This is a genomic window from Acinetobacter chinensis, from assembly GCF_002165375.2.
GTDB classification, from domain to species: domain Bacteria; phylum Pseudomonadota; class Gammaproteobacteria; order Pseudomonadales; family Moraxellaceae; genus Acinetobacter; species Acinetobacter chinensis.
Window position 1 is genome coordinate 2,825,166 of the sequence record NZ_CP032134.1, and the last position, 19,939, is coordinate 2,845,104.

20 protein-coding genes are annotated in these 19,939 nt (G+C 38.0%); 10 read left to right on the top strand and 10 right to left on the bottom strand.

Features of this window, described 5'->3' with window-relative positions; genetic code table 11:
• Positions 1-60: 60 nt before the first annotated feature.
• On the bottom strand, positions 61-978 hold the full coding sequence (gene catM / locus CDG60_RS14345; protein ID WP_061524781.1) for a cis,cis-muconate-binding transcription regulator CatM: 918 nt from the start codon (positions 976-978) through the stop codon (positions 61-63).
• A gap of 116 nt (positions 979-1,094) precedes the next feature.
• Between catM and CDG60_RS14350 the strand changes: the two genes are divergently transcribed.
• From CDG60_RS14350 to pcaD, 6 genes are all read left to right on the top strand, one after another.
• On the top strand, positions 1,095-2,204 hold the full coding sequence (locus tag CDG60_RS14350) for a muconate/chloromuconate family cycloisomerase (protein ID WP_087514286.1): 1,110 nt from the start codon (positions 1,095-1,097) through the stop codon (positions 2,202-2,204).
• Positions 2,205-2,218: 14 nt separating this feature from the next.
• Entirely contained in the window at positions 2,219-2,509 is a 291-nt protein-coding gene (gene catC, locus CDG60_RS14355; RefSeq protein ID WP_087514285.1) for a muconolactone Delta-isomerase, read from the top strand.
• Between the two features lie 201 nt (positions 2,510-2,710).
• The gene (locus CDG60_RS14360) at positions 2,711-3,394 is read left to right on the top strand and encodes a 3-oxoacid CoA-transferase subunit A (protein ID WP_087514284.1); all 684 of its coding nucleotides are present in this window, start codon (positions 2,711-2,713) and stop codon (positions 3,392-3,394) included.
• A gap of 20 nt (positions 3,395-3,414) precedes the next feature.
• The gene (locus CDG60_RS14365; protein WP_087514283.1) at positions 3,415-4,065 is read left to right on the top strand and encodes a 3-oxoacid CoA-transferase subunit B; all 651 of its coding nucleotides are present in this window, start codon (positions 3,415-3,417) and stop codon (positions 4,063-4,065) included.
• A 136-nt stretch (positions 4,066-4,201) separates the two neighbouring features.
• Positions 4,202-5,407 carry a 3-oxoadipyl-CoA thiolase gene (pcaF, locus tag CDG60_RS14370; RefSeq protein WP_087514282.1) on the top strand — a complete coding sequence of 402 codons (1,206 nt, stop codon included), beginning with the start codon at positions 4,202-4,204 and terminating at the stop codon, positions 5,405-5,407.
• A 64-nt stretch (positions 5,408-5,471) separates the two neighbouring features.
• Positions 5,472-6,251 carry a 3-oxoadipate enol-lactonase gene (gene pcaD, locus CDG60_RS14375; protein ID WP_087514281.1) on the top strand — a complete coding sequence of 260 codons (780 nt, stop codon included), beginning with the start codon at positions 5,472-5,474 and terminating at the stop codon, positions 6,249-6,251.
• Positions 6,252-6,581: 330 nt separating this feature from the next.
• Here the strand turns inward: pcaD and CDG60_RS18625 are convergent, their stop codons facing one another.
• On the bottom strand, positions 6,582-6,770 hold the full coding sequence (locus CDG60_RS18625) for a hypothetical protein (RefSeq protein WP_406565320.1): 189 nt from the start codon (positions 6,768-6,770) through the stop codon (positions 6,582-6,584).
• 451 nt (positions 6,771-7,221) lie between these two features.
• On the opposite strand from CDG60_RS18625, the gene CDG60_RS14385 reads away from it, so the two are divergent.
• The 4 genes from CDG60_RS14385 to CDG60_RS14400 all read left to right on the top strand — a co-directional run bounded on the left by CDG60_RS14385 (position 7,222) and on the right by CDG60_RS14400 (position 13,391).
• Positions 7,222-7,968 carry a Fic family protein gene (locus CDG60_RS14385; RefSeq protein ID WP_087514280.1) on the top strand — a complete coding sequence of 249 codons (747 nt, stop codon included), beginning with the start codon at positions 7,222-7,224 and terminating at the stop codon, positions 7,966-7,968.
• Positions 7,969-8,360: 392 nt separating this feature from the next.
• Positions 8,361-9,257, top strand: coding sequence for a helix-turn-helix transcriptional regulator (locus CDG60_RS14390; protein WP_087514279.1), 897 nt, complete (start codon positions 8,361-8,363; stop codon positions 9,255-9,257).
• A gap of 9 nt (positions 9,258-9,266) precedes the next feature.
• Positions 9,267-10,697: a hypothetical protein gene (locus CDG60_RS14395; protein ID WP_087514278.1), complete on the top strand. Its 1,431-nt coding sequence runs from the start codon at positions 9,267-9,269 to the stop codon at positions 10,695-10,697.
• Between the two features lie 9 nt (positions 10,698-10,706).
• Positions 10,707-13,391 (top strand): hypothetical protein, encoded by a 2,685-nt coding sequence (locus CDG60_RS14400; RefSeq protein WP_087514277.1) that lies wholly within the window; start codon positions 10,707-10,709, stop codon positions 13,389-13,391.
• A 461-nt stretch (positions 13,392-13,852) separates the two neighbouring features.
• On the opposite strand, the gene CDG60_RS14405 is transcribed toward CDG60_RS14400, so the two are convergent.
• From CDG60_RS14405 to mdcC, 8 genes are all read right to left on the bottom strand, one after another.
• Positions 13,853-14,985, bottom strand: a protein-coding gene (locus tag CDG60_RS14405; protein WP_223155595.1) for an IS3-like element ISAba14 family transposase whose coding sequence is annotated in 2 segments (ribosomal slippage) — positions 13,853-14,733 and positions 14,733-14,985 — 1,134 coding nt in all. Because the reading frame shifts where the segments join, the coding sequence is not laid out codon by codon here.
• Positions 14,986-15,038: 53 nt separating this feature from the next.
• On the bottom strand, positions 15,039-15,209 hold the full coding sequence (locus CDG60_RS18330; protein ID WP_171405462.1) for a hypothetical protein: 171 nt from the start codon (positions 15,207-15,209) through the stop codon (positions 15,039-15,041).
• A gap of 363 nt (positions 15,210-15,572) precedes the next feature.
• Positions 15,573-16,490 (bottom strand): acyltransferase domain-containing protein, encoded by a 918-nt coding sequence (locus tag CDG60_RS14410; RefSeq protein WP_087514363.1) that lies wholly within the window; start codon positions 16,488-16,490, stop codon positions 15,573-15,575.
• Positions 16,468-17,346, bottom strand: coding sequence for a triphosphoribosyl-dephospho-CoA synthase MdcB (mdcB, locus tag CDG60_RS14415; protein ID WP_087514364.1), 879 nt, complete (start codon positions 17,344-17,346; stop codon positions 16,468-16,470). Before mdcB ends, CDG60_RS14410 begins: the two co-directional genes overlap by 23 nt.
• Positions 17,324-18,004, bottom strand: a complete 681-nt coding sequence (gene mdcG, locus CDG60_RS14420; RefSeq protein WP_087514365.1) for a malonate decarboxylase holo-[acyl-carrier-protein] synthase — start codon at positions 18,002-18,004, stop codon at positions 17,324-17,326. Before mdcG ends, mdcB begins: the two co-directional genes overlap by 23 nt.
• 10 nt (positions 18,005-18,014) lie before the next feature.
• Positions 18,015-18,731 (bottom strand): biotin-independent malonate decarboxylase subunit gamma, encoded by a 717-nt coding sequence (gene mdcE / locus CDG60_RS14425; RefSeq protein ID WP_087514366.1) that lies wholly within the window; start codon positions 18,729-18,731, stop codon positions 18,015-18,017.
• A 4-nt stretch (positions 18,732-18,735) separates the two neighbouring features.
• A complete protein-coding gene (locus tag CDG60_RS14430; protein WP_087514367.1) occupies positions 18,736-19,623 on the bottom strand; it encodes a biotin-independent malonate decarboxylase subunit beta in 888 nt (295 codons plus the stop codon).
• Positions 19,624-19,626: 3 nt separating this feature from the next.
• The gene (gene mdcC, locus CDG60_RS14435) at positions 19,627-19,935 is read right to left on the bottom strand and encodes a malonate decarboxylase acyl carrier protein (protein ID WP_062035317.1); all 309 of its coding nucleotides are present in this window, start codon (positions 19,933-19,935) and stop codon (positions 19,627-19,629) included.
• Between the last annotated feature and the right edge of the window lie 4 nt (positions 19,936-19,939).

Genomic DNA, 19,939 nt, shown 5'->3' on the forward strand with positions numbered 1-19,939 from the left:
TACGGGCTGATTTCTGAAACAGCAGCATGCAATAAGATGGTGAGACCTACATGTGCCAGATTAATCTTCATTCAGTTGAATCGGCTTTCCTTCTTCCTCAAACACTTCTTTAATGCATTCTAAAATATAAGGAATATACGCGCTCTGATCCATATTCCGCACTGATAAGGAAATAGGACTGTAGGCTTCCAGATCTAAAACCGGGATATAAATTAAATTTTTCATCCCAATATCACTGGCACTTTCTGGAATCAGGCAAATCCCTTCTCCTGAGGAAACCAGACCAAGAGCTAAATGAATTTCACGGACTTCGCTCAGTTTTTTCGGCACCAGCCCCAGTTCAGTAAAAATCGACTGAATCAATGTTGAAAAATTAGGTTTGGGTGTAAGAGGATAGGAAAAAATCGACTCATCAAGTATTTGTGATAAATACACGCCTGTGTTGATAAACTCCGCCAGATGATGATTTTTATGCACAGCCAGTTTAAGGCGTTCTTTGCGCAATAATAAGCGCTTAATGGATGGATCAGTTAATCTCAGACGTCCAAAACCGATATCAATTTTACCTACTTTCAAGGCTTCAATCTGATCCCGCGTTCCGCACTCAATTAATTCCACGTGAATATCAGGATGACGCTGCCGGAATAAATAAATAATCTGTGGTAATAATGCGTACAGCAGTGAACCCACATAACCGATTCGCACCGTCTTATCCACTGCATTAATACGTCGAGCCATTGAAGTCGCTTGCGCTGTATGGGTCAATATCTGTACTGCATGCTCATAAAAGAACATCCCTGCCTCAGTGGTTTTAACAGGACGGGAACCACGTTCAAACAAGGTAATGCCTAACTCTTCTTCTAATTTCTGAATTTGCCGGCTCAAAGGTGGTTGAGCAATACACAATTTCTCAGCAGCTTTGGTAATACTTTGCTCTTCAACAACAGTTACAAAATAACGTAAATGTCGTAACTCCATGACAGCAACTCCTTTATATACCTTTTAAGTATCTAAAAATACCATTATCAGCCTAGTTAAAGATATTACATTAAATTAAGGTATATAAGTAGATTAACACTGAAGAAAGATTTGCAATGTATAAATCCATAGAAACATTGCTTGTTGATATTCCAACCATCCGTCCGCATAAGATGGCGGTTGCAACAATGCAAACCCAAACCTTAGTACTGGTCAAAGTAAGTACGGAAGACGGCTTTATCGGCTGGGGCGAAGCGACCACAATCGGTGGCTTAGGCTATGGTGAAGAAAGTCCTGAAAGTGTTAAAACCAATATTGAAACTTATTTTGCGCCCTTATTAAAAACTTTAAACAATTTAAACGTCGCACAAACGATGCAAACGATTAACCGTAATATCAATGGTAACCGTTTTGCTAAATGCGCAATTCAGACTGCATTACTGGATATCCAGGCACAGCGTTTAGGCTTACCTTTAAGTGAAGTCTTAGGCGGACGTTTACGTGACAGCATTTCAGTCCTTTGGGTTCTTGCATCTGGCAATACTGAAAAAGATATTGCCGAAGCGCAAAAAATGATTGAAAGCAAACGTCATAATGTCTTCAAACTGAAAATCGGTTCACGCCCTGTGGAACAGGATGTTGAACATGTCTTAACCATAAAGAAAGCCTTAGGTGATGACATTTCCATTCGTGTTGATGTCAATCGTGCCTGGTCTGAACTGACTGCAATTAAAGGCATTCAGATGCTGCAGGATGGTGGCATTGATCTGATCGAACAACCTTGTGCCATCAACAATATTGATGCTATGGAACGCTTAACCCGTAAGTTTGATATTGCCATCATGGCTGATGAATCTTTGATGGGACCACAAAGCGCTTATGAACTGGCTAAACGTAATGCTGCTTCTGTTTTTGCAGTTAAAGTCGCACAGTCTGGCGGTTTAATCGAAGGCTGCGAAGTAGGGAAAATTGCCAGTTTAGCAGGGATCGACCTTTATGGTGGCACCATGCTTGAAGGTCCTGTGGGCACAGTGGCATCAGCACATGTATTCTCTACATTCAGTAACTTAGCTTATGGCACTGAACTTTTTGGTCCATTACTGCTGACTGAACAGATTTTAAAAACACCACTTCAATACGAAAACTTTGAGCTAAAAATTCCAGCGGGTCATGGCTTAGGGATTGAACTGGATGAAGACAAAATCGACAACCTGCGTCGTCAATAATTGAAGGAGTCACCATGCTTTTCCAGGTCAAAATGGACGTTCATATCCCACTCGATATGCCAAGCGATAAAGCCAGTGAAATTAAAGCCATTGAAAAAGCATATTCTCAGGATCTGCAACGACAAGGGAAATGGCGTCACATCTGGCGCATAACGGGTCAGTATTCCAATATCAGTATTTTTGATGTTGAAAGTAATGAAGAATTACACAATATCCTACAAGGATTACCCCTCTACCCTTATATGGATATTCAGGTGACTGCTTTAAACCGTCACCCGTCTTCTATTCGTGAAGATGATACCTGATCAGAAATCAAGCCACTCTAACATCTTAGGGGGGCTTGAACCCACTTTAGAACGTAATGTCAGTTGAGTGATTCAATAACAATGCTTCCGATTTAAGGCTTAATTTCTAAAGTTATCGCAACACCACAATTTCTACGCATAACTATTCAGAAGCGATATTTATGCATAGAAATTCATGAAAATGCAGATAAGGTTAATCACATGATTGATAAAAGCTCAGCTTCACTGAAAGAAGCACTTTCCCAGATCAAAGATGGTGCGACCATCATGATTGGTGGATTTGGCACAGCAGGACAACCCGCTGAACTGATTGATGGCTTGATCGAACTGGGTGTGAAAGACCTTGTCATTATCAATAACAACGCAGGCAATGGCGATTACGGCTTAGCTAAACTTCTAAAAGCAGGTGCTGTGCGTAAAATCATTTGTTCATTCCCACGTCAGTCAGACTCCTGGGTCTTTGATGAACTGTATCGCGCCGGAAAAATTGAACTCGAACTTGTTCCACAAGGCAACTTAGCTTGTCGTATCCAGGCTGCAGGCATGGGCTTAGGACCAATCTACACCCCAACAGGTTTTGGAACGATGCTTGCTGAAGGCAAACCGACCTTACATTATGAAGGCAAAGACTTCGTTTTAGAAAATCCAATCAAAGCTGATTTTGCTTTAATCAAAGCACATCAAGGCGACCGTTGGGGCAATTTAGTCTATAACAAATCTGCACGTAACTTTGGTCCAATCATGGCGATGGCTGCCGATGTGACGATTGCACAAGTCTCGGAAGTAGTTGAGTTGGGTGTGCTTGATCCTGAACATATTGTGACTGCAGGAATTTTCGTTCAACACGTTGTTGCTGTCGGCTCTACTGACAATAACGCACAGTAATAAGATACGGAGAAATTAAAATGAGTTATAGCAAATTAAGCCGTGATCAAATTGCTGAACGTGTTGCCCAGGACATTCCAGATGGTGCTTATGTGAATCTGGGTATTGGCTTACCGACCAAGATTTCAAATTACCTACCATCAGACAAAGACGTATTTTTACACTCTGAAAATGGTTTATTGGCTTTTGGTCCCCCACCTGAAGCTGGACAGGAAGACCCAGAACTGATCAATGCAGGTAAAGAATTCGTCACTATGCTGACGGGTGGTTGCTTCTTCCATCATGGTGATTCATTTGCAATGATGCGTGGAGGTCACTTAGACATCGCTGTTCTGGGTGCTTTCCAAGTGGCTGAAAATGGTGACTTAGCCAACTGGCATACAGGCGCACCAGATGCGATTCCTGCAGTTGGTGGTGCAATGGATTTAGCGGTTGGCGCAAAGAAAGTCTTTATCACCACAGACCATGTCACTAAAAAAGGCGAACCAAAAATCGTCGCTGAACTGTCTTATCCTGCTACAGGTTTGAAATGTGTAGACCGTATTTATACAGACCTTTGTGTGATTGATGTGACTACTGAGGGCATGAAAGTCATAGAAAAAGTGGATGGTCTTTCATTTGACGAATTACAGTCAATGACGGGTGCTAAGTTGATTGATGCAACAAACTAATTACACAGCCTTTTCAAAATAATCTCCCTAAATCCCCCTTTTTCAAAGGGGGACTTCAAAGCACAAACATTAGCTTTTGAGTCTCCCTCCTTTCAGGAGGGATTAAGGGAGGTGAAGATTTAAAAGAGAATAAACAATGAAAAACGCATACATCATTGACGCCATCCGTACCCCATTCGGACGTTATGCAGGTGGTTTAGCACCTATCCGTGCAGATGACTTAGGCGCATTACCAATCAAAGCTCTAATGGAACGTAATCCATCTGTGGACTGGGAATTGATTGATGACGTGATCTATGGCTGTGCCAACCAGGCAGGTGAAGATAACCGTAATGTCGGACGTATGTCTGCACTTTTAGCAGGTGTTCCCTACCAAGTACCTGCAACCACAGTCAACCGTTTATGTGGCTCATCTTTAGATGCAGTGGCAATGGCAGCCCGTGCAATCAAAGCAGGTGAAGCGGATTTGATCATTGCAGGTGGTGTAGAAAGCATGAGCCGTGCGCCATTGGTAATGGGTAAATCTGACAGTGCATACGGTCGTAGTCAAAAACTCGAAGACACCACCATGGGTTGGCGTTTTATCAATCCAAAGCTGAAAGAAATGTATGGTGTTGAGACCATGCCACAAACGGCTGAAAATGTGGCTGAACAATTCAATATCAATCGAGCTGATCAAGACAAATTTGCCTTAGAAAGCCAGCAACGTACTGCTGCTGCACAAGCCAAAGGCTTCTTTGCTAAAGAAATCATTGCTGTCACCATTCCACAGCGTAAAGGTGATGCCATTGTCGTCGATACCGATGAACATCCACGTGCGTCAACTACACTTGAAGGATTAAACAAACTTAAACCCGTGGTCAAAGCCGATGGTACTGTCACTGCGGGAAATGCTTCAGGGATTAATGATGGTGCTGCTGCATTATTGATTGCTTCCGATGAAGCCATTGAAAAGTACAATTTAAAAGCCCGCGCTAAAATTATTGGTGCGACTACTGTAGGCGTTGAACCTCGCATCATGGGTTTTGGTCCTGCGCCTGCAATTAAAAAGTTACTTGCACAAACAGGTCTAGGTTTAGAGCAAATAGATGTGATTGAACTGAATGAAGCGTTTGCAGCACAAGCTTTGGCTGTCACTCGCGATTTAGGTTTAGAAGATGGTGCAACACACGTTAATCCGAATGGTGGAGCAATTGCAATTGGTCATCCGCTCGGTGCATCTGGTGCACGTCTAGTCACCACAGCACTAAATCAACTTGAAGCCATTGGTGGCAAATATGCCCTATGTTCAATGTGTATTGGTGTAGGTCAAGGCATCGCTTTGATTATTGAACGGGTTTAACTAATCATAACTAGTTTCTAAAATATTTCCCCTCCCTTTTTAAAGGGAGGTCGGGAGGGATTTCATGCCAAAATTTACATCCAACGATGCCGAAATCAATTACCAAACATTTGGTGATGAGAATAACCCTGCGATTGTATTTTCAAATTCGCTGGGCACAAAATTTACGATGTGGCAGCCACAAATTGATACCCTACAAAATGATTTCTATGTCATTTGCTATGACACACGTGGTCATGGGCAGTCTTCTGCTCCTCAAGGTCCATATACCATTGACCAACTCGGACAAGATGTAATCAACCTACTTGATCATCTAAATATTAAAAAAGCCAGTTTCTGCGGAATTTCCATGGGTGGTTTAACAGGTCAATGGCTTGCTATTCATAAGCCTGAATATTTTAACCATGTCATTGTATGCAATACCGCAGCAAAAATCGGTCAGGAACAAGCATGGAATGAGCGTGCCTCACTGGTACGCGAACAAGGTTTACAGCCCATTGCAGCAACGGCTGCATCACGCTGGTTTACAGAACGCTTTATCCAAAGCCAAATAGCAGTTGTAGAATCTTTAAGTAACGACTTAGCAGCTGGCAGCGCAGAAGGTTATGCAAATTGTTGTGAGGCTTTGGCTAAGGCTGATTTACGTGAAAAATTAAAGAATATCAGCGTACCTGTTTTAGTAATTGCAGGTCTGCAAGACCCTATAACCACAGTTGCAGATGGTCAGTTTATGGTGGATCGTATTCCAGATAGCCAGCTGGCTGAAATTAATGCCTCACATATTTCAAATATCGAGCAGCCTGAAGCATTTAATGACATTCTGAAAACATTTTTAAATCACTGAATCTGTAGTATTTTGACCTAGATAGACAGGTTAAAGATGGTCAGTACCTGGCCATTTTTAATTGTCTATTTCATGAAAATTAAGCCAAAAATATAAGAAAGCATCAATATAATAATTACCCCCAATCCTTATTGATTCAATAAAGCACGCTGATAAAATCCATAAAACTATTGATACAATTGATAATATTCAGGATAGTGACCTTACCCGACTTGAATAAATTATCCGAACATACTAAAGCAGGTAGCCTGCAGATTTATTACTGTATTAAAAGAGGTGAACTCATTAATAGATGACTTTCGCCCAGGTAAATTAAATTTTTAAATGAATTCAATATTTGTTTGTCCCAATACCTGCTTTAAGCACTGTCCTTGATTCATTCCAATCCTTCTGATCTTTAATTGTAATAACCAACAATAAACCATATGGGTCTAACAGACGGTATTCTTTTAATTCAGGCTCAAGGTTAGCAAGTACGGTATCTGACAAAGGACGACGTTTGATATCTATTCTTTTCATGAGCTTGTACACCGGCGAGTTCAATAAATATTGCAATGTACATGACAGTGTACACGGCGTATGTACACTATAGCTAGTTATGTTTGGGTAAGTTCAGGCAAGAAAAAAGCTTGATCCCTTTAGAATCAAGCCTTTCATCTACTATTTAAAACATATTTGGGTATGTTTTGTTAGGAATTTGGTGGAGGTGGCGTCAATTGAACTCAAACCTCAACTCATTCATTTCAAAGCTATTTTATTAATTAAAAAAAATTCATTGACCCAATTTTGACCCAAATTAGATTTAGTGCATTGAATCGCTAAACTTGTTCAATATCCTGTCATAGGATTTGAATTGATGTACCAATATTACCACTTTTACAATCAATACAAAATGTAATAATATATCGTTACATTTTTTGATATTTCTTTTTCATGTATTATCAACTAAGACAAATTCAGGGATAAGGTAATGTTTGAAACTATCGATGATTTAAAGAAAAAATTAGATCAACATCGCCCCCTCTCTCATTCAATTGTAAAAAATTTACAAGAAGACCTTATTCTTCGCTGGACTTATCATTCAAATGCAATTGAAGGTAATACACTTACTCTACTAGAAACAAAAGTAGTACTGGAGGGTATTACTGTTGGTGGAAAGGCATTAAGAGAACACTTCGAAGCGATCAACCATAGAAATGCAATTTACTATGTTGAAGATATCATTCGGAAAGAGGAGCCTTTTTCTGAATGGCAAATTCGTAATATCCATCAACTCATTTTAAAGAATATTGATGAGGATAATGCTGGACGTTATCGTCAACAAAACGTCCTGATATCAGGTGCTACCACTACCCCACCTGACTATACTTTGTTAAATGATAAGATGGCTCAATTGGTAGATTGGTATAACAGTGAAGCACATAAGCTTCATCCTATTGAGCGTGCAGCTAAAGTACATGCCGATTTTGTTGGCATTCACCCATTTATTGATGGCAATGGTCGCACATCACGTCTTTTGATGAATCTAGAATTACTTAAAGCTGGTTATCCACCTTGTGTGATTACTGTAGAAAATCGATTAGCTTATTATGAAGCTCTTGATCAATGGATGGCTTATGGAAAGACTGAGCCTTTTATTCAATTGGTCGCAGATGCTGTCCTAGAAGGATTTAAGCCTTATCAAGTAGTTTTAAGTATTGAACCTCATATAAGCTAGAGAGGCTGCACTGTAATTTATTATTTTCTTTCTAAATGAATTTTAGGCCTATCACACAAAGTAATGTTCGAAATTTTAGCAATTTTTTTAAAATAAACTTAATTCTTATATTCAGAAAAACCAAGTCAGATTAGAATTCTACCGTACAAAGCAAAGTGAGCTGTGCCTTCATTTTTTAGTATTTTAGATGTAAAAACAGTTTCTACCTAATTTAAATCAATATATTTAAAACTAATATTACTAAATTAATTTAGTAAACTGATATATCAGATTATTATATTTCATGAATTGTAATTTTTTGTTAAATTTATAAAGTTTTCAAAATGACACACCCTGTCAAAATATTATTGAAAATAAAAGACCATAGTTATAACTGAAAAATTAGGTTGGGAATGGCAAAAAGTTCTGTAGCTTCGCAATTGGCTGAACGCTTAACAAAAATTATTGTAATGCTAAATAATGGGGTTCATTTAGATCTAAAAAGTCTGGCAGATGAATTTGGAGTTAGCAAACGTACATTAGATCGGGATATTGAACGGTTATCAAGCTGTTTACCTTTGCAACAGAATAATCGAACAAAAAAATTCTATTTAGAGCAGCATTATTTGGGGCAATTAAAACCACAAGATATTAAAAATTTTGCTCAACTTTCTGGAATTGCACAACTTTATCCAAGTTTAGATATCTCATTTTTACGTGAAATTTTAGATAGCCGTGCCAGTTCTATCTATAGTGCTAAAGGTTCTTCCTCCGAAGATGCCACACTATTAACAGTATTTTTTGAAATGTTTTCAACTGCAATTGAAAAAAATCAACAGGTGGCATTTTTATATAACAATGAGATACGTATTGTTGAACCATATAGATTGATCCATCATCATGGAAGTTGGTATTTAGCAGCTGTAAAAGAAGGATTAATCCGTGTATATCGGATAAGTCGAATGGCGATATCTTATCAACAACATGAACTTCAAAGTTTTATACCTGATCCTCAAATCATACAGCAGCTAAATAATGAAAATAGTATTTGGTTTGGCAGAGAAAAGACCAAAGTAGTTTTAATTGTTTCTCAAGAAATCGCTTTACATTTTAAACAACGTTTACTTTTTCCAGAACAAGAAATTATTGAAGAGTTAAAAGATGGTAGTTTACTAGTGTCAAGCAGAATTAGCCATACCATGCAGCTTTTACCTTTAGTTAGATATTGGATCCCACATGTAAGAATTACTGATCCTATAAATTTACAAGATGAGTTGGAAAGTGAATTGAAAGAATATTTGGGAAATTAGGAAAAAATTATGGAACGAAATCGTAAAAATACTTTAAAAACATCTATAGATGTATGCCCTATTTGGTCTATGGAAGCGGCCGATAAAGTAGGGAAAATGATAGAACAGATTGAACAAAGTAATGAGTTACTAAGAGCAGTATCTGAAAAGTGGCAGGGGCACGAAAATAGAGCGGCTATAAGTGGTGGATTTGCAGCAGAAACATGGCATGCAGAATCTTTTAATTTGGATGCAATTCTAAAAGATAAAAATGTAAGAGCATTTACAGATAATTTTAAAGGCAATCATGGTTTATCAAAAAATAATACTGTTCACGACATAGTAGTTATGGATGGAAATAAACAAGTTTTGACAGCTCAATCAAAATATTGTGGAACTGCTGAAAAAACAGCAAATGCTTTTCGTGAGAAAAAAGATGGAAACTTTAAATATGCTGAAAATGATGTTTTTTTAGGTCCATCAGACCAGTTAAATGACATTAAGCAAGCTGCTCAACAGAAAATTAACAAATCACAGCACCGTAAACCTGCAGTTATTGAAGGTGCAACGCATGTTAAAAATAAAGCGGCTGATAAGTTAGCAATTGATGGTGTAGAGTCTACAGCACTAAGTAAAAAAGAGGCTGAACATCTTGGGCAAGGTGGTAAAACTGGCCAAGAAATGCATAAAAAGATGCAACAGGGTTATCTAAATAAATCTACGCTTCAACAAAGCGTAAAAGCAGCAAAAAATGCAGCTGTTATTACAACAGTTATAGCAGGAACAATTAATAGTATTGAATATATTCAGAAAGCCCAAAATGGTCAGATATCTAGTGAAGAAGCTGTACAAGCCATTCTAAAAAATACTGTAATTGCAGCTGGAGACAGTGCTTTAAAAGCTGGTGTAGCTACAGCAAGCGTAAGCACGGCAGCACAATATTTACCAAGTTTATTTACAGGTACAGTATTTCAGCAAAGTTTAGCCGCAGGTAGTGTGGGGGGAGCAGCAGTTTGTGCTGTGGACCTGGTTCAATGCACTGTGATGTTTGCTTTAGGAAAAATGTCAGGAAAAGAGTTAGAAGAACGCACAGGAAAAAATATTTTTCAAACTGGCTCTGGCGTAGTTGGATCTGCAATAGGCACAAGTATTGGAGCTATTGGCGGCCCTCCTGGAATGATTATTGGAAGTATTTTGGGTGGGATGATTACTTCTATCGCAACAACAATTGCTATAGATAATGGTATAGAAAAACCTTTTAAAGAATCTCTAGTACAAACTCAAAATCTAGTTTCTCTTGGGAACGTAATGAATGATTCTTTAATGTATTTATCAATATCACAAGATTTTTATGCTGATTTCCAAAAAGGATTGTTTTTGTCAGAAAAACATTTTAATACCCAAGTTAATGAAATGAGAAAGCAAAGTTCAAGATTAAAAGCAAAGTTAGGAAAATTTTAGGAATTCATCATGACAGTTTTAGACCACAGCACCCTTGACCAAATCTTCCATCAACCTCTTTCTCACGAAGAAAATTTAAAATTAAGTTCTCTGATAGAAAGATCGAAAAGAAAAAAAGCTTTTTCGCAACAGTTAGCACTAGATGCCTCCAAATTACTGACTACATCAGAAAATAGACTAAATAAGATCAAAGATGCTGGTTTTGTTAAACGCTGCTGGTATTCTTTTACAGGTAAAAATCAGGAAGCGATTAATCAAAACAGTTCAGATTTAATAGCAATGCAGCATCTTGCATGGCACTATTTAAAAGAGCTACAAGAACAAAATCTAATAAAAGCCCAAAGTATTGCCACTATTAGGAACAACCTTAGTGCTACCAATGAACTCCTTTATGAAACTAGGGGATTTTTAGAACAAGCTGTTGATAAAATAGAAAATATTGATGGTCGTTTAGGCTTAAGCGAATGGTCTTTAAATATTAAAGCTAATAAAAGAAAATTTAAGTCTTATCCAAAAACAATACTTGTTTTATATTTAATATATGATTTTGTTAAGACTCATAGAGAATTTGATTTTGGTCGTAAAGATGTCAATCATCTGATCGTTTTATTAGAAGAAATGAATATAAACTGTGATGAAGAAATACGGTTTATTGATTTTATCATAGAGCTATTACATGACATTGAAGTTATTAAACTAGATGATTATCTAAATTTAATAAATCTATCGTCAGATGAATACTATATTGATAATAAATTTATTAATGAAAATATTTCTAGTCAGTTTTTTAATGCATTATATTTCTTATCCAATGACTACAATAAAATTTATGATCTTGTTTCAGATGAAACTATTTGTGATTCAGATGAAAAATTTGAAAGAATTGTCTCTAAATTTTTCGGAGAAGAATTTGATTATCTAGACTCAATTTATACATTTAAGCAAATTATTGAAGAAATTGTTGGTAATAGTGTACTAGCGGTAAATATATTTAGAGAACAGAATGGATTAGATGAAGAAGTTGAAAAGAATGAAGATGAAGAGCAACAGCACACCATAGAGAACTTAGAGCAAAATACTAGTTTTGATGAGCTTATTCGTAAACTAAATCTTTCATATTTGGAAAGTACAAAATTTATTTCTAAAAATTTTGATATAGCAATGAAGTCAAATGAATATTCATACTATTTTGATGATTCGGATTTTGATACAGGTTTTTTGAGTAAATTACGTTCTTCCGTTAGTGGTTCTGCAACTTCCATAGGGAGAGCATCTTGTACATCTGATTTAAATAGTTATAAGAAAGAGGTTAGAGACTTTATATCTAATAATAGAGGAAATCTATCTGAAGCTAATAACATTATAAGAAATTATAAACTTGAGGAAATAGAATTTGAAGATGGTATTGACTATTCAGATATTGACCTAGATACATCAGCTAGAAATGAAAACTGGCATGACCAATTTAGCTATGTTAGTGAGCAAATTGAAAAAACACTTGATTCTTTTTTGAATGCTTGTGAAATTGCAGTGCAACAATTAGAGCTATTTGAAAACAATGAATATGATAAGTCTATTGTAGTACTCAAAAAGCAAGCAAAAAAAGATGCAGATGAGCAAAAAGAATTAGAAAAGCAGAATAAGAAGGTAGTGGTACTCGATGATGGTAAAAAAGTTTCTATTAACTGGAAAAAGTTAGATAACTTACCATGCCATTTGGAGGATATAAGATTTATTGAAATCCTTAACAAAAAATGGCTAATTATAGATAGTAATAATAAATTCTATATTAGTAATAATGAAAGTACATGGGAATCTTTAAATATAACCTGTATTGAAGACCATTCTTATATTGATGAAATTAAAATTATAGATAACACTTGTATTATCTTTAGCAGTGGTTTTGAAGAAAATGGCTTTATTTATACATCTGACTATATAAGCTGGAAAAAAGGAACTATTCCTGATGGTGTTAATTATTCCAATGGGATTTACCCAACTAAAAATATAACTAAATTTAAAAATATATGGTTATGGATATGTACAAAAAAAACAGAGTATTCCTATAAAGAAAAAGGATTTTTCTCTGAGTCTACTAAAATTTCAGATTATAAAAAACCTATCATAATGTACTCATCTAATTTGAATAGTGACTGGAAAGAGTGGGAACATACACCTTATTTAGATGAGGGATTAGAAATAAAGAACTTGGCTGTATTACCTGTATTAAATATCCCTATATTATTAACTAAATATGATTGGATATATGCATCCAATAAAAAGAAGATTGATGCAAAACCCAAAGCCATTTATTTGACTGATAACCAAAAGTGGCGCGAATGCAGTTGGATTATAGATGATATACAAGATAATGCATTCTTTGATCAGATAAACAGTTTATATTTCTGCCAAACAGCTTATAGGGAATCTTTTATATCCAAGAATGGTTTTGAATGGACTAAATCTGACATAGATTTCTCCATAGATAAAATATTCAAATTACAAGATTTTAATATTTTTATATCTTCTAGCACTTTATACCTTTCCAAAGATATGAATGAGTTTAAAGAGATGATTCTGGAAGATGGTAACTGGCAAAAATTCTCATCAAATGGTGAAAAAATATTAGCTATACATGCACCATCTAGGCATGAAGAATATTTGATGCTGGGAAATATCATCGTAAGCGAGTGATCTTTTTTAGTTGTAATCTTTAAAAGTTTTCTTACACGAGTCTACTTAAGACTTATTCAGCAATATAATTTGCTAATGAATAAGTCTTTGGTGGTAATCCTACTTAATCCCAATCCTGTTTAAGCCAATAACTCTATAATCTGAATTGTTGGCTTATTTCGATGGTTTAATTAATATACACACAAAGTATTCTACTCACAGATCTTTCGCTCGTGCAATAGCCCATATCGGGCATGTCATGAACCAAAGATGATTGTAATGGCAGAACACCATTTGAAACATTACCTGACGGAAAATATATTTGAACTGAAAAGAATTTAGCTCAAATTTAACCTGACAATCTTAATCAAATATCGGTAACTGTCAGATCAGGTTTGAGCTAGTACATCTAAATAACGTTAGAGGTGGTCCCACTTGTTTGAACAACTAAAAGCGTATTTATAAGTGATATTCCGCTCTAGTTAAGCCACCTTGTTTTGTTGGGGTAGCTGATCATAGTAAAACTCATTTGGTGTCATTTTGTCTAGACTCGAATGAGGTCGTTTCAAATTATAAAACTCAAAATATGCACTTAATTGCTTTTTCGCATCTGTGACACTGCTATAAGCTTTGAGATACACCTCTTCATATTTAACGCTCCGCCATAATCGTTCAACCATCACATTATCTACCCATCGACCTTTACCATCCATACTGATTTGAATGCCATTTGATTTCAATACATCAATAAATGCATCACTGGTAAACTGGCTGCCTTGGTCTGTATTAAATATTTCAGGTCGACCATATTTTTCAATCGCTTCATTTAAAGCCGAAATACAAAAATCCACCTCCATACTAATCGATACCCTATGCGCAAGTACCTTGCGGCTATGCCAATCAATCACAGCACATAAATAAACAAAGCCTTTTGCCATAGGGATATACGTTATATCCGTAGACCACACTTGATTACTGCGCTGAATAGCCAACCCTTTGAGCAGATATGGATATTTACGGTGAGCTTGATTAGCCTGGCTTAAATTTGGTTTGCAATATAACGCCTGAATACCCATTTTCTTCATTAAAGTACGTGTATGACGTCGTCCTATATGATGTCCTTGACGATTCAACAAATCACGCATCATACGACTGCCTGCAAAAGGATATTGCATATGTAATTCATCAATACATCGCATCAGCTTCAGATCTGATGCACTCACAGGTTTTGGGCGATAGTAATAACAACCACGGGAGACTTTCAGCAGCTTAGCTTGCTTAGATACTGAAATCTGAAGTGAGTCGTCGATTAACTTTTGTGGTTGAAGCGGCCCAGTTTCTTCAACACACCTTCTAAAAAATCAATTTCTAATGCCTGCTCACCGATTTTTGCATGTAGTTTTTTTAGATCGATGGGTGGTTCTGTTGGAGCTTTTGATTGATCGAAAGCTTGCGAGGAAGCTGAGATCAATTGATTTTTCCAGTCAATAATTTGGTTTTGATGAACATCAAACTCAGCACTCAATTCAGCAAGTGTTTTTTCTGCTTTAATCGCAGCAAGTGCTACCTTAGCTTTAAAATCATTTGAATGATTTCTTCTTGGTCTACGTGCCATAAAATACTCCATATATTGATGTTTATAACATCATTTGAGGAGCAGAATATCACTTATAGGAGTTGTTCAAATTTACGGATCCATCTCTGTTCTAAATGCAACATTGCTAAATAGAACTTCTTTAATTCAACCCACTCTATTTTCCCAAGTATCAATGCTCTAATAATACGCTTTAAAGCCAACTTCTTATGCTTATTGGTAAACGGTTCAGGTCTTATTGTCATGCTAATGTCCTTTCAATTTACCTTTTAAATTTAAACTTTTGATCAGGCTGACTAATCAATTGAATAAAGTGAAGATAAGCTACAAAATTGACAGGGCATGTCATAAGTCGTAAAAATTATTTTTATTTCTTAAATTTCAAATTTTCCAGGAAAACTACGAAAACAGATGGGAGGGCGTCAATTGAACTCAAACCTCAACTCGTTCATTTCAAAGCTATTTTATTGAATAAAAAAATTCATTGACCCAATTTTGACCCAAATTAGATTTAGTGCATTGAATCGCTAAACTTGTTCAATATCCTGTCTTAAGATTAGAACTTGCGCATGCATTTTAACATATCTAATAAAAATAAATTTTCAAAATCATCCTATTTGTAAGCTTTCTAACCATGCCTGTAATCCAGACCAACTTTTAAAATCATCCACCGCCCGTACGATACAATTTGGATTACGTTCCAAGAGCATTTTACTTAAAGCGCTGCCCGGTCCAATTTCTAAGACGATATCAGGCTGATTTTCTTGTATTGCACTTAAACAGGCATCCCAATTAACCGTATGATTCATTTGGTGAATCAGTGCATTAACTGCATCTGTGGTCTTAAAAAACTTATGCCCACCCGAACCGCTAATCATGGCCGTGCATAAACGAGCAAAGTCTTGCTGCTGTAAAACTTGCCGATACGGCTGAACCGCAGCATCCATGCATGCAGTATGCGATGCAATGGTGACATTCAAACGTTTAATAAAACGTGTTCCTCGTAATTCGAGTTGCTGAGCCAGCTGCTGTAAATTGGCATCAGACCCACCCACGACAAAACTACTATCACTCAATTTGATGGAAAGTGCGGTTGACGTTTCAGTCAACAACGCTTCAAGTGTATTGAGATTGATGCCCTGAATGGCCATTAAGCCACATTCATACTCAGTGGCTGAAGACATTAACGAAGCACGCTGCTGGGCTAAATATAGTCCTTGCTCCAAACCTATCTGCGTTGCACAAATAAGTGCACTTAACTCTCCGAGTGAATAACCTGAGAAACTCATAAGGTCTTCAATCTCAGGTCTTAATTTTTGCCAACGACACCATTGCAAAGCAACAATACAAGGCTGTGCAAATTCATTTGCATACAAATCTGCTTCAGTTAAATCGGAACAAAATAGTCGCGGCAAATGTTGCTTTAAACTATCTGATACATGAAGCTCATCCGCCAAAGTGAGTAGCTCTTGAACATGCCCTAAGCTTTGGAGCCCTTGCCCACTAAATATGATTGCGAAATTCATGTTCCACCTTCAGCATGAATAAAGTCACCCCCAATAAATCTGCACTGCCTCCCGGACTTAAGCGATGCTGAATGAAATAATCTTCCACTCCAGCCACATCTTGCATCCAATTGTGTTGTAACACACCGCCACGGGCCAAAAACTGCCTGGCTAGATCCTGCACAATATATAAGGCTGATAAACCACCACGCCAAACAATATTGGTATCCTGTACATAGGCCATCAGACTAAATAAAGTCTGAATTGCAGCCTGCTGTGCATTGACCGTTTTGCTATAAATCTCGATATACGTTGGTAAGGCAACATCCATCACCGTTTTAAAACCTGAAGCCACTTCTTCAATCGCTCCTGTGATGCCATATTGACTACGCATGCGTTGCCCGTGACTATTGGGATTACGCTCTAAATGATGTAACAGTTCATGCTGCCAGGTACTTTGAATTTTTTGACTGATCGAACCTGCATTCAAGGGACTATCCGCTGCTAAACATTGCCCTACTGCAGCGCTGGCAAAGCCTAAATTAAAAATCGCCCCTTTATGGGTATTGATCTGCTGAGTTGCAGTCATCATCTTCTGTTCAGCTAAAATGCCACATTGTCGAATCTCTTCAAAATCAGCATCACGATAACCATTCAAACATTGCGCCTGAAAATAGCCCTGTAAAGCATCCACACTACACTGGAACAAGCTAAAGTCCATGTCGCGATGACTGCCCTGCGAACCTGGACAAACCAACCCAGGCTTATGTTCTAAACTGGCTTCATCCAATAACGCCATACATGCCAAACGGTCTAATCTTTCAGCTGTAGTGATAATGCTTGGGCATAAAACTTCATACGGTTGTAGCATTTGCATATTCAAGCTTCCCTTCGAATAATTGTTCTAATCTCAGCATCTCCACACGCTGAATTCCTTTTACGATCACTTGCTGGTTCATTTTAGGAAAAACCGTAATTAACTCATTAAATGACACATGCCAGTCTGGATGGATTTGAATCTCTCCATCCAAGCGAATAGAACTCTGGGCTTGGACTTGTTGAATGAGCTGTAAAATTTTTGGTACATCATGTTGATGTTGTGGATACAACAACAGATCTAAATCGGAAGTTGGCCTTACATAAGCCTCCTGCGTAAGAGACTGATACGCATAGGAACCATAGACATACACTTTGCAGCCCAATTGTTCCAAACTGTCTGCAAAATCTCTCAGCACTTTAAGTTGCAGGAGCTGCGCATCAGTTTCGAACAGCGTCTGTAGAGAAAGTGGACTAGTGATCTGCTCAATCGCGTGTTTATCGACTAAACATGCCACCCGATATTTATAACCTTCAACCAAGCAATTGATCGCCAGCTTCACTTGTCCCGCATCCATATCGTCCTGCCGACAAACGGTCATTGGAATATGTTGGCTCAACAGCTGATACACCTTTTGTTTCACTGCTTCTGGTAAAGAAACATCTAAAAAATGTAGGTGTGCTGAATCACAAAGATAAGCTAAGTCATGACGATCCATATCTGCTTCCTTAACTGCGAACAACTTTCTCAATAATGGTATTACACAACACACGCCCTTGACGCTGCTGCCCTGCCACACGGCGTTGATCTGTCAGATAAGTTTCAAGATGTTGTTGTTGATTTAACAGTGCTTGGCTGACCCAATCAGTCTCCAAATCTGGCCAAATGGCATTGATTGCGCCCATTTTGTAAAAGTTTTCTGCCCCTGGAGCAAAAATAGCTGAGCTTTGTGACAACTCTTTTAACTTTTCGACTGGAATTTTAGTGACCCGTGCCATCGCATTTAAGTCCATGACTTTCACTTGCGAATCACTGAGCGCATAAACTTCGTTTGCCATGAGACCATAGGACAAAAACCCACCACTAACGGCCTGACCAAAAATAATCGCGAAGTTGGCATGTCCACTTCTACGCAGCAGGTCAACACAAGATGCCAAATGCGCGAAGGTACGGTTTAAGCACAGTAACTCATCCGCACGGGAAAGATCCTGGCCTTGCGTATCCACAATAAACACCACAGGCGTTTGTTGGTTCTGCTGTACCAGCTCTAAGATTTCACCTGCCAGTTCCATGGCAATCTGTTGATTAATGGGCGCTGCATTGACTGTACCGAGAATGCGCACGGGACCTGCATCCGTCTGTGCATTACCCTTAATCACATAACCTTCGATCTGATAATTCAGTTGACTCGGAAACAACTGTTGTAAAAGTAATTCTGTATTCATGAGCTCATCCTTGCTTTAACAACACAACTTCATGGGCAGACAACATCGGAATTTTTTCTGGCTGTGAAATTCCCATGTCATGCCAAATCTGTAAACCATCATTTTTACCAAACCAGCGTTGGTACTGCTGCTCAAGCTGTTGCTGCTGTTGCAATAATTGTTCTAAGTCTAAAGGAGCAGCTTTAGCGTCCAGCTGCGTTAAAATCGCATCACGAATATCTGCAATATCATCCTCGACCAAAGCCTGTACATGATTGAGTAAATAACGATGTTTACCGCCTGTAACGCGCCAAACCAGAGCACGGTCTTTCGAGTCAAACTCTTCTACGCCTTTAACTGTTTCAATCACTTCTGGCCCAGACAGTGCCAAACGTCCTTCTTCTGTCATAATGATGGCACTGCTCAAACACGCACTGATGCCCATACCACCAAAAGCGCCACAAGTGCCACCAATCACAGCAATAATAGGAATGCCTGCATTTCGTACCTGTAACATGGCACGCATAATTTCGGAAATAGCAATAAGACCTGCATTGGCTTCATGCAGACGCACGCCACCTGAGTCGACAAAAAACAGCACTGCCTGTGCCTGATCCTGAATGGCTTTATGCAAGAGACCGACAATTTTTGCCCCGTGGATTTCCCCCACAGCACCGCCCATAAACTGGCCTTCCTGCGCAACGATATGCACTGGTGTTCCATTTAAACGCGCTGTACCAATAATCACGCCATCATCAAAACTACCCGGAATATCCAAAGCGGATAGATGCGGGCTAACCTCAATCTCAGTCGGCTTTAAGATTTCATTAAAACTCTGAGCATCGACGACTGCTTGAATACGCGCACGTGCTGTTTTTTCATAAAAACTGTTTTTGAGCATCATTTGATCCATGTTCTATACTCCCTTAAACATAGATATTGCTTGGCTTAAGCGCAGGTTTACCACTGCCGGTGTTGCCCCCATATCATTTAACTGAAATTTAAGCCCTGCCACCGCATGACGTTGGGCAAATTCATTCAGTACAGACTGCCAAACATGTTGAAAACCGACCGCTGATGTAGTGACTTCAATCTGACAAATATCTGCCTGATCATGCTGTGAAACCAAGACTTCTAAATTTCCAGAACCGACCACACCACAAATGACCGCCGCCTGTTCAGCGCTCAGTGGCGTTGATTGCAATTCAAATTTTAACTTTTCCATGTCG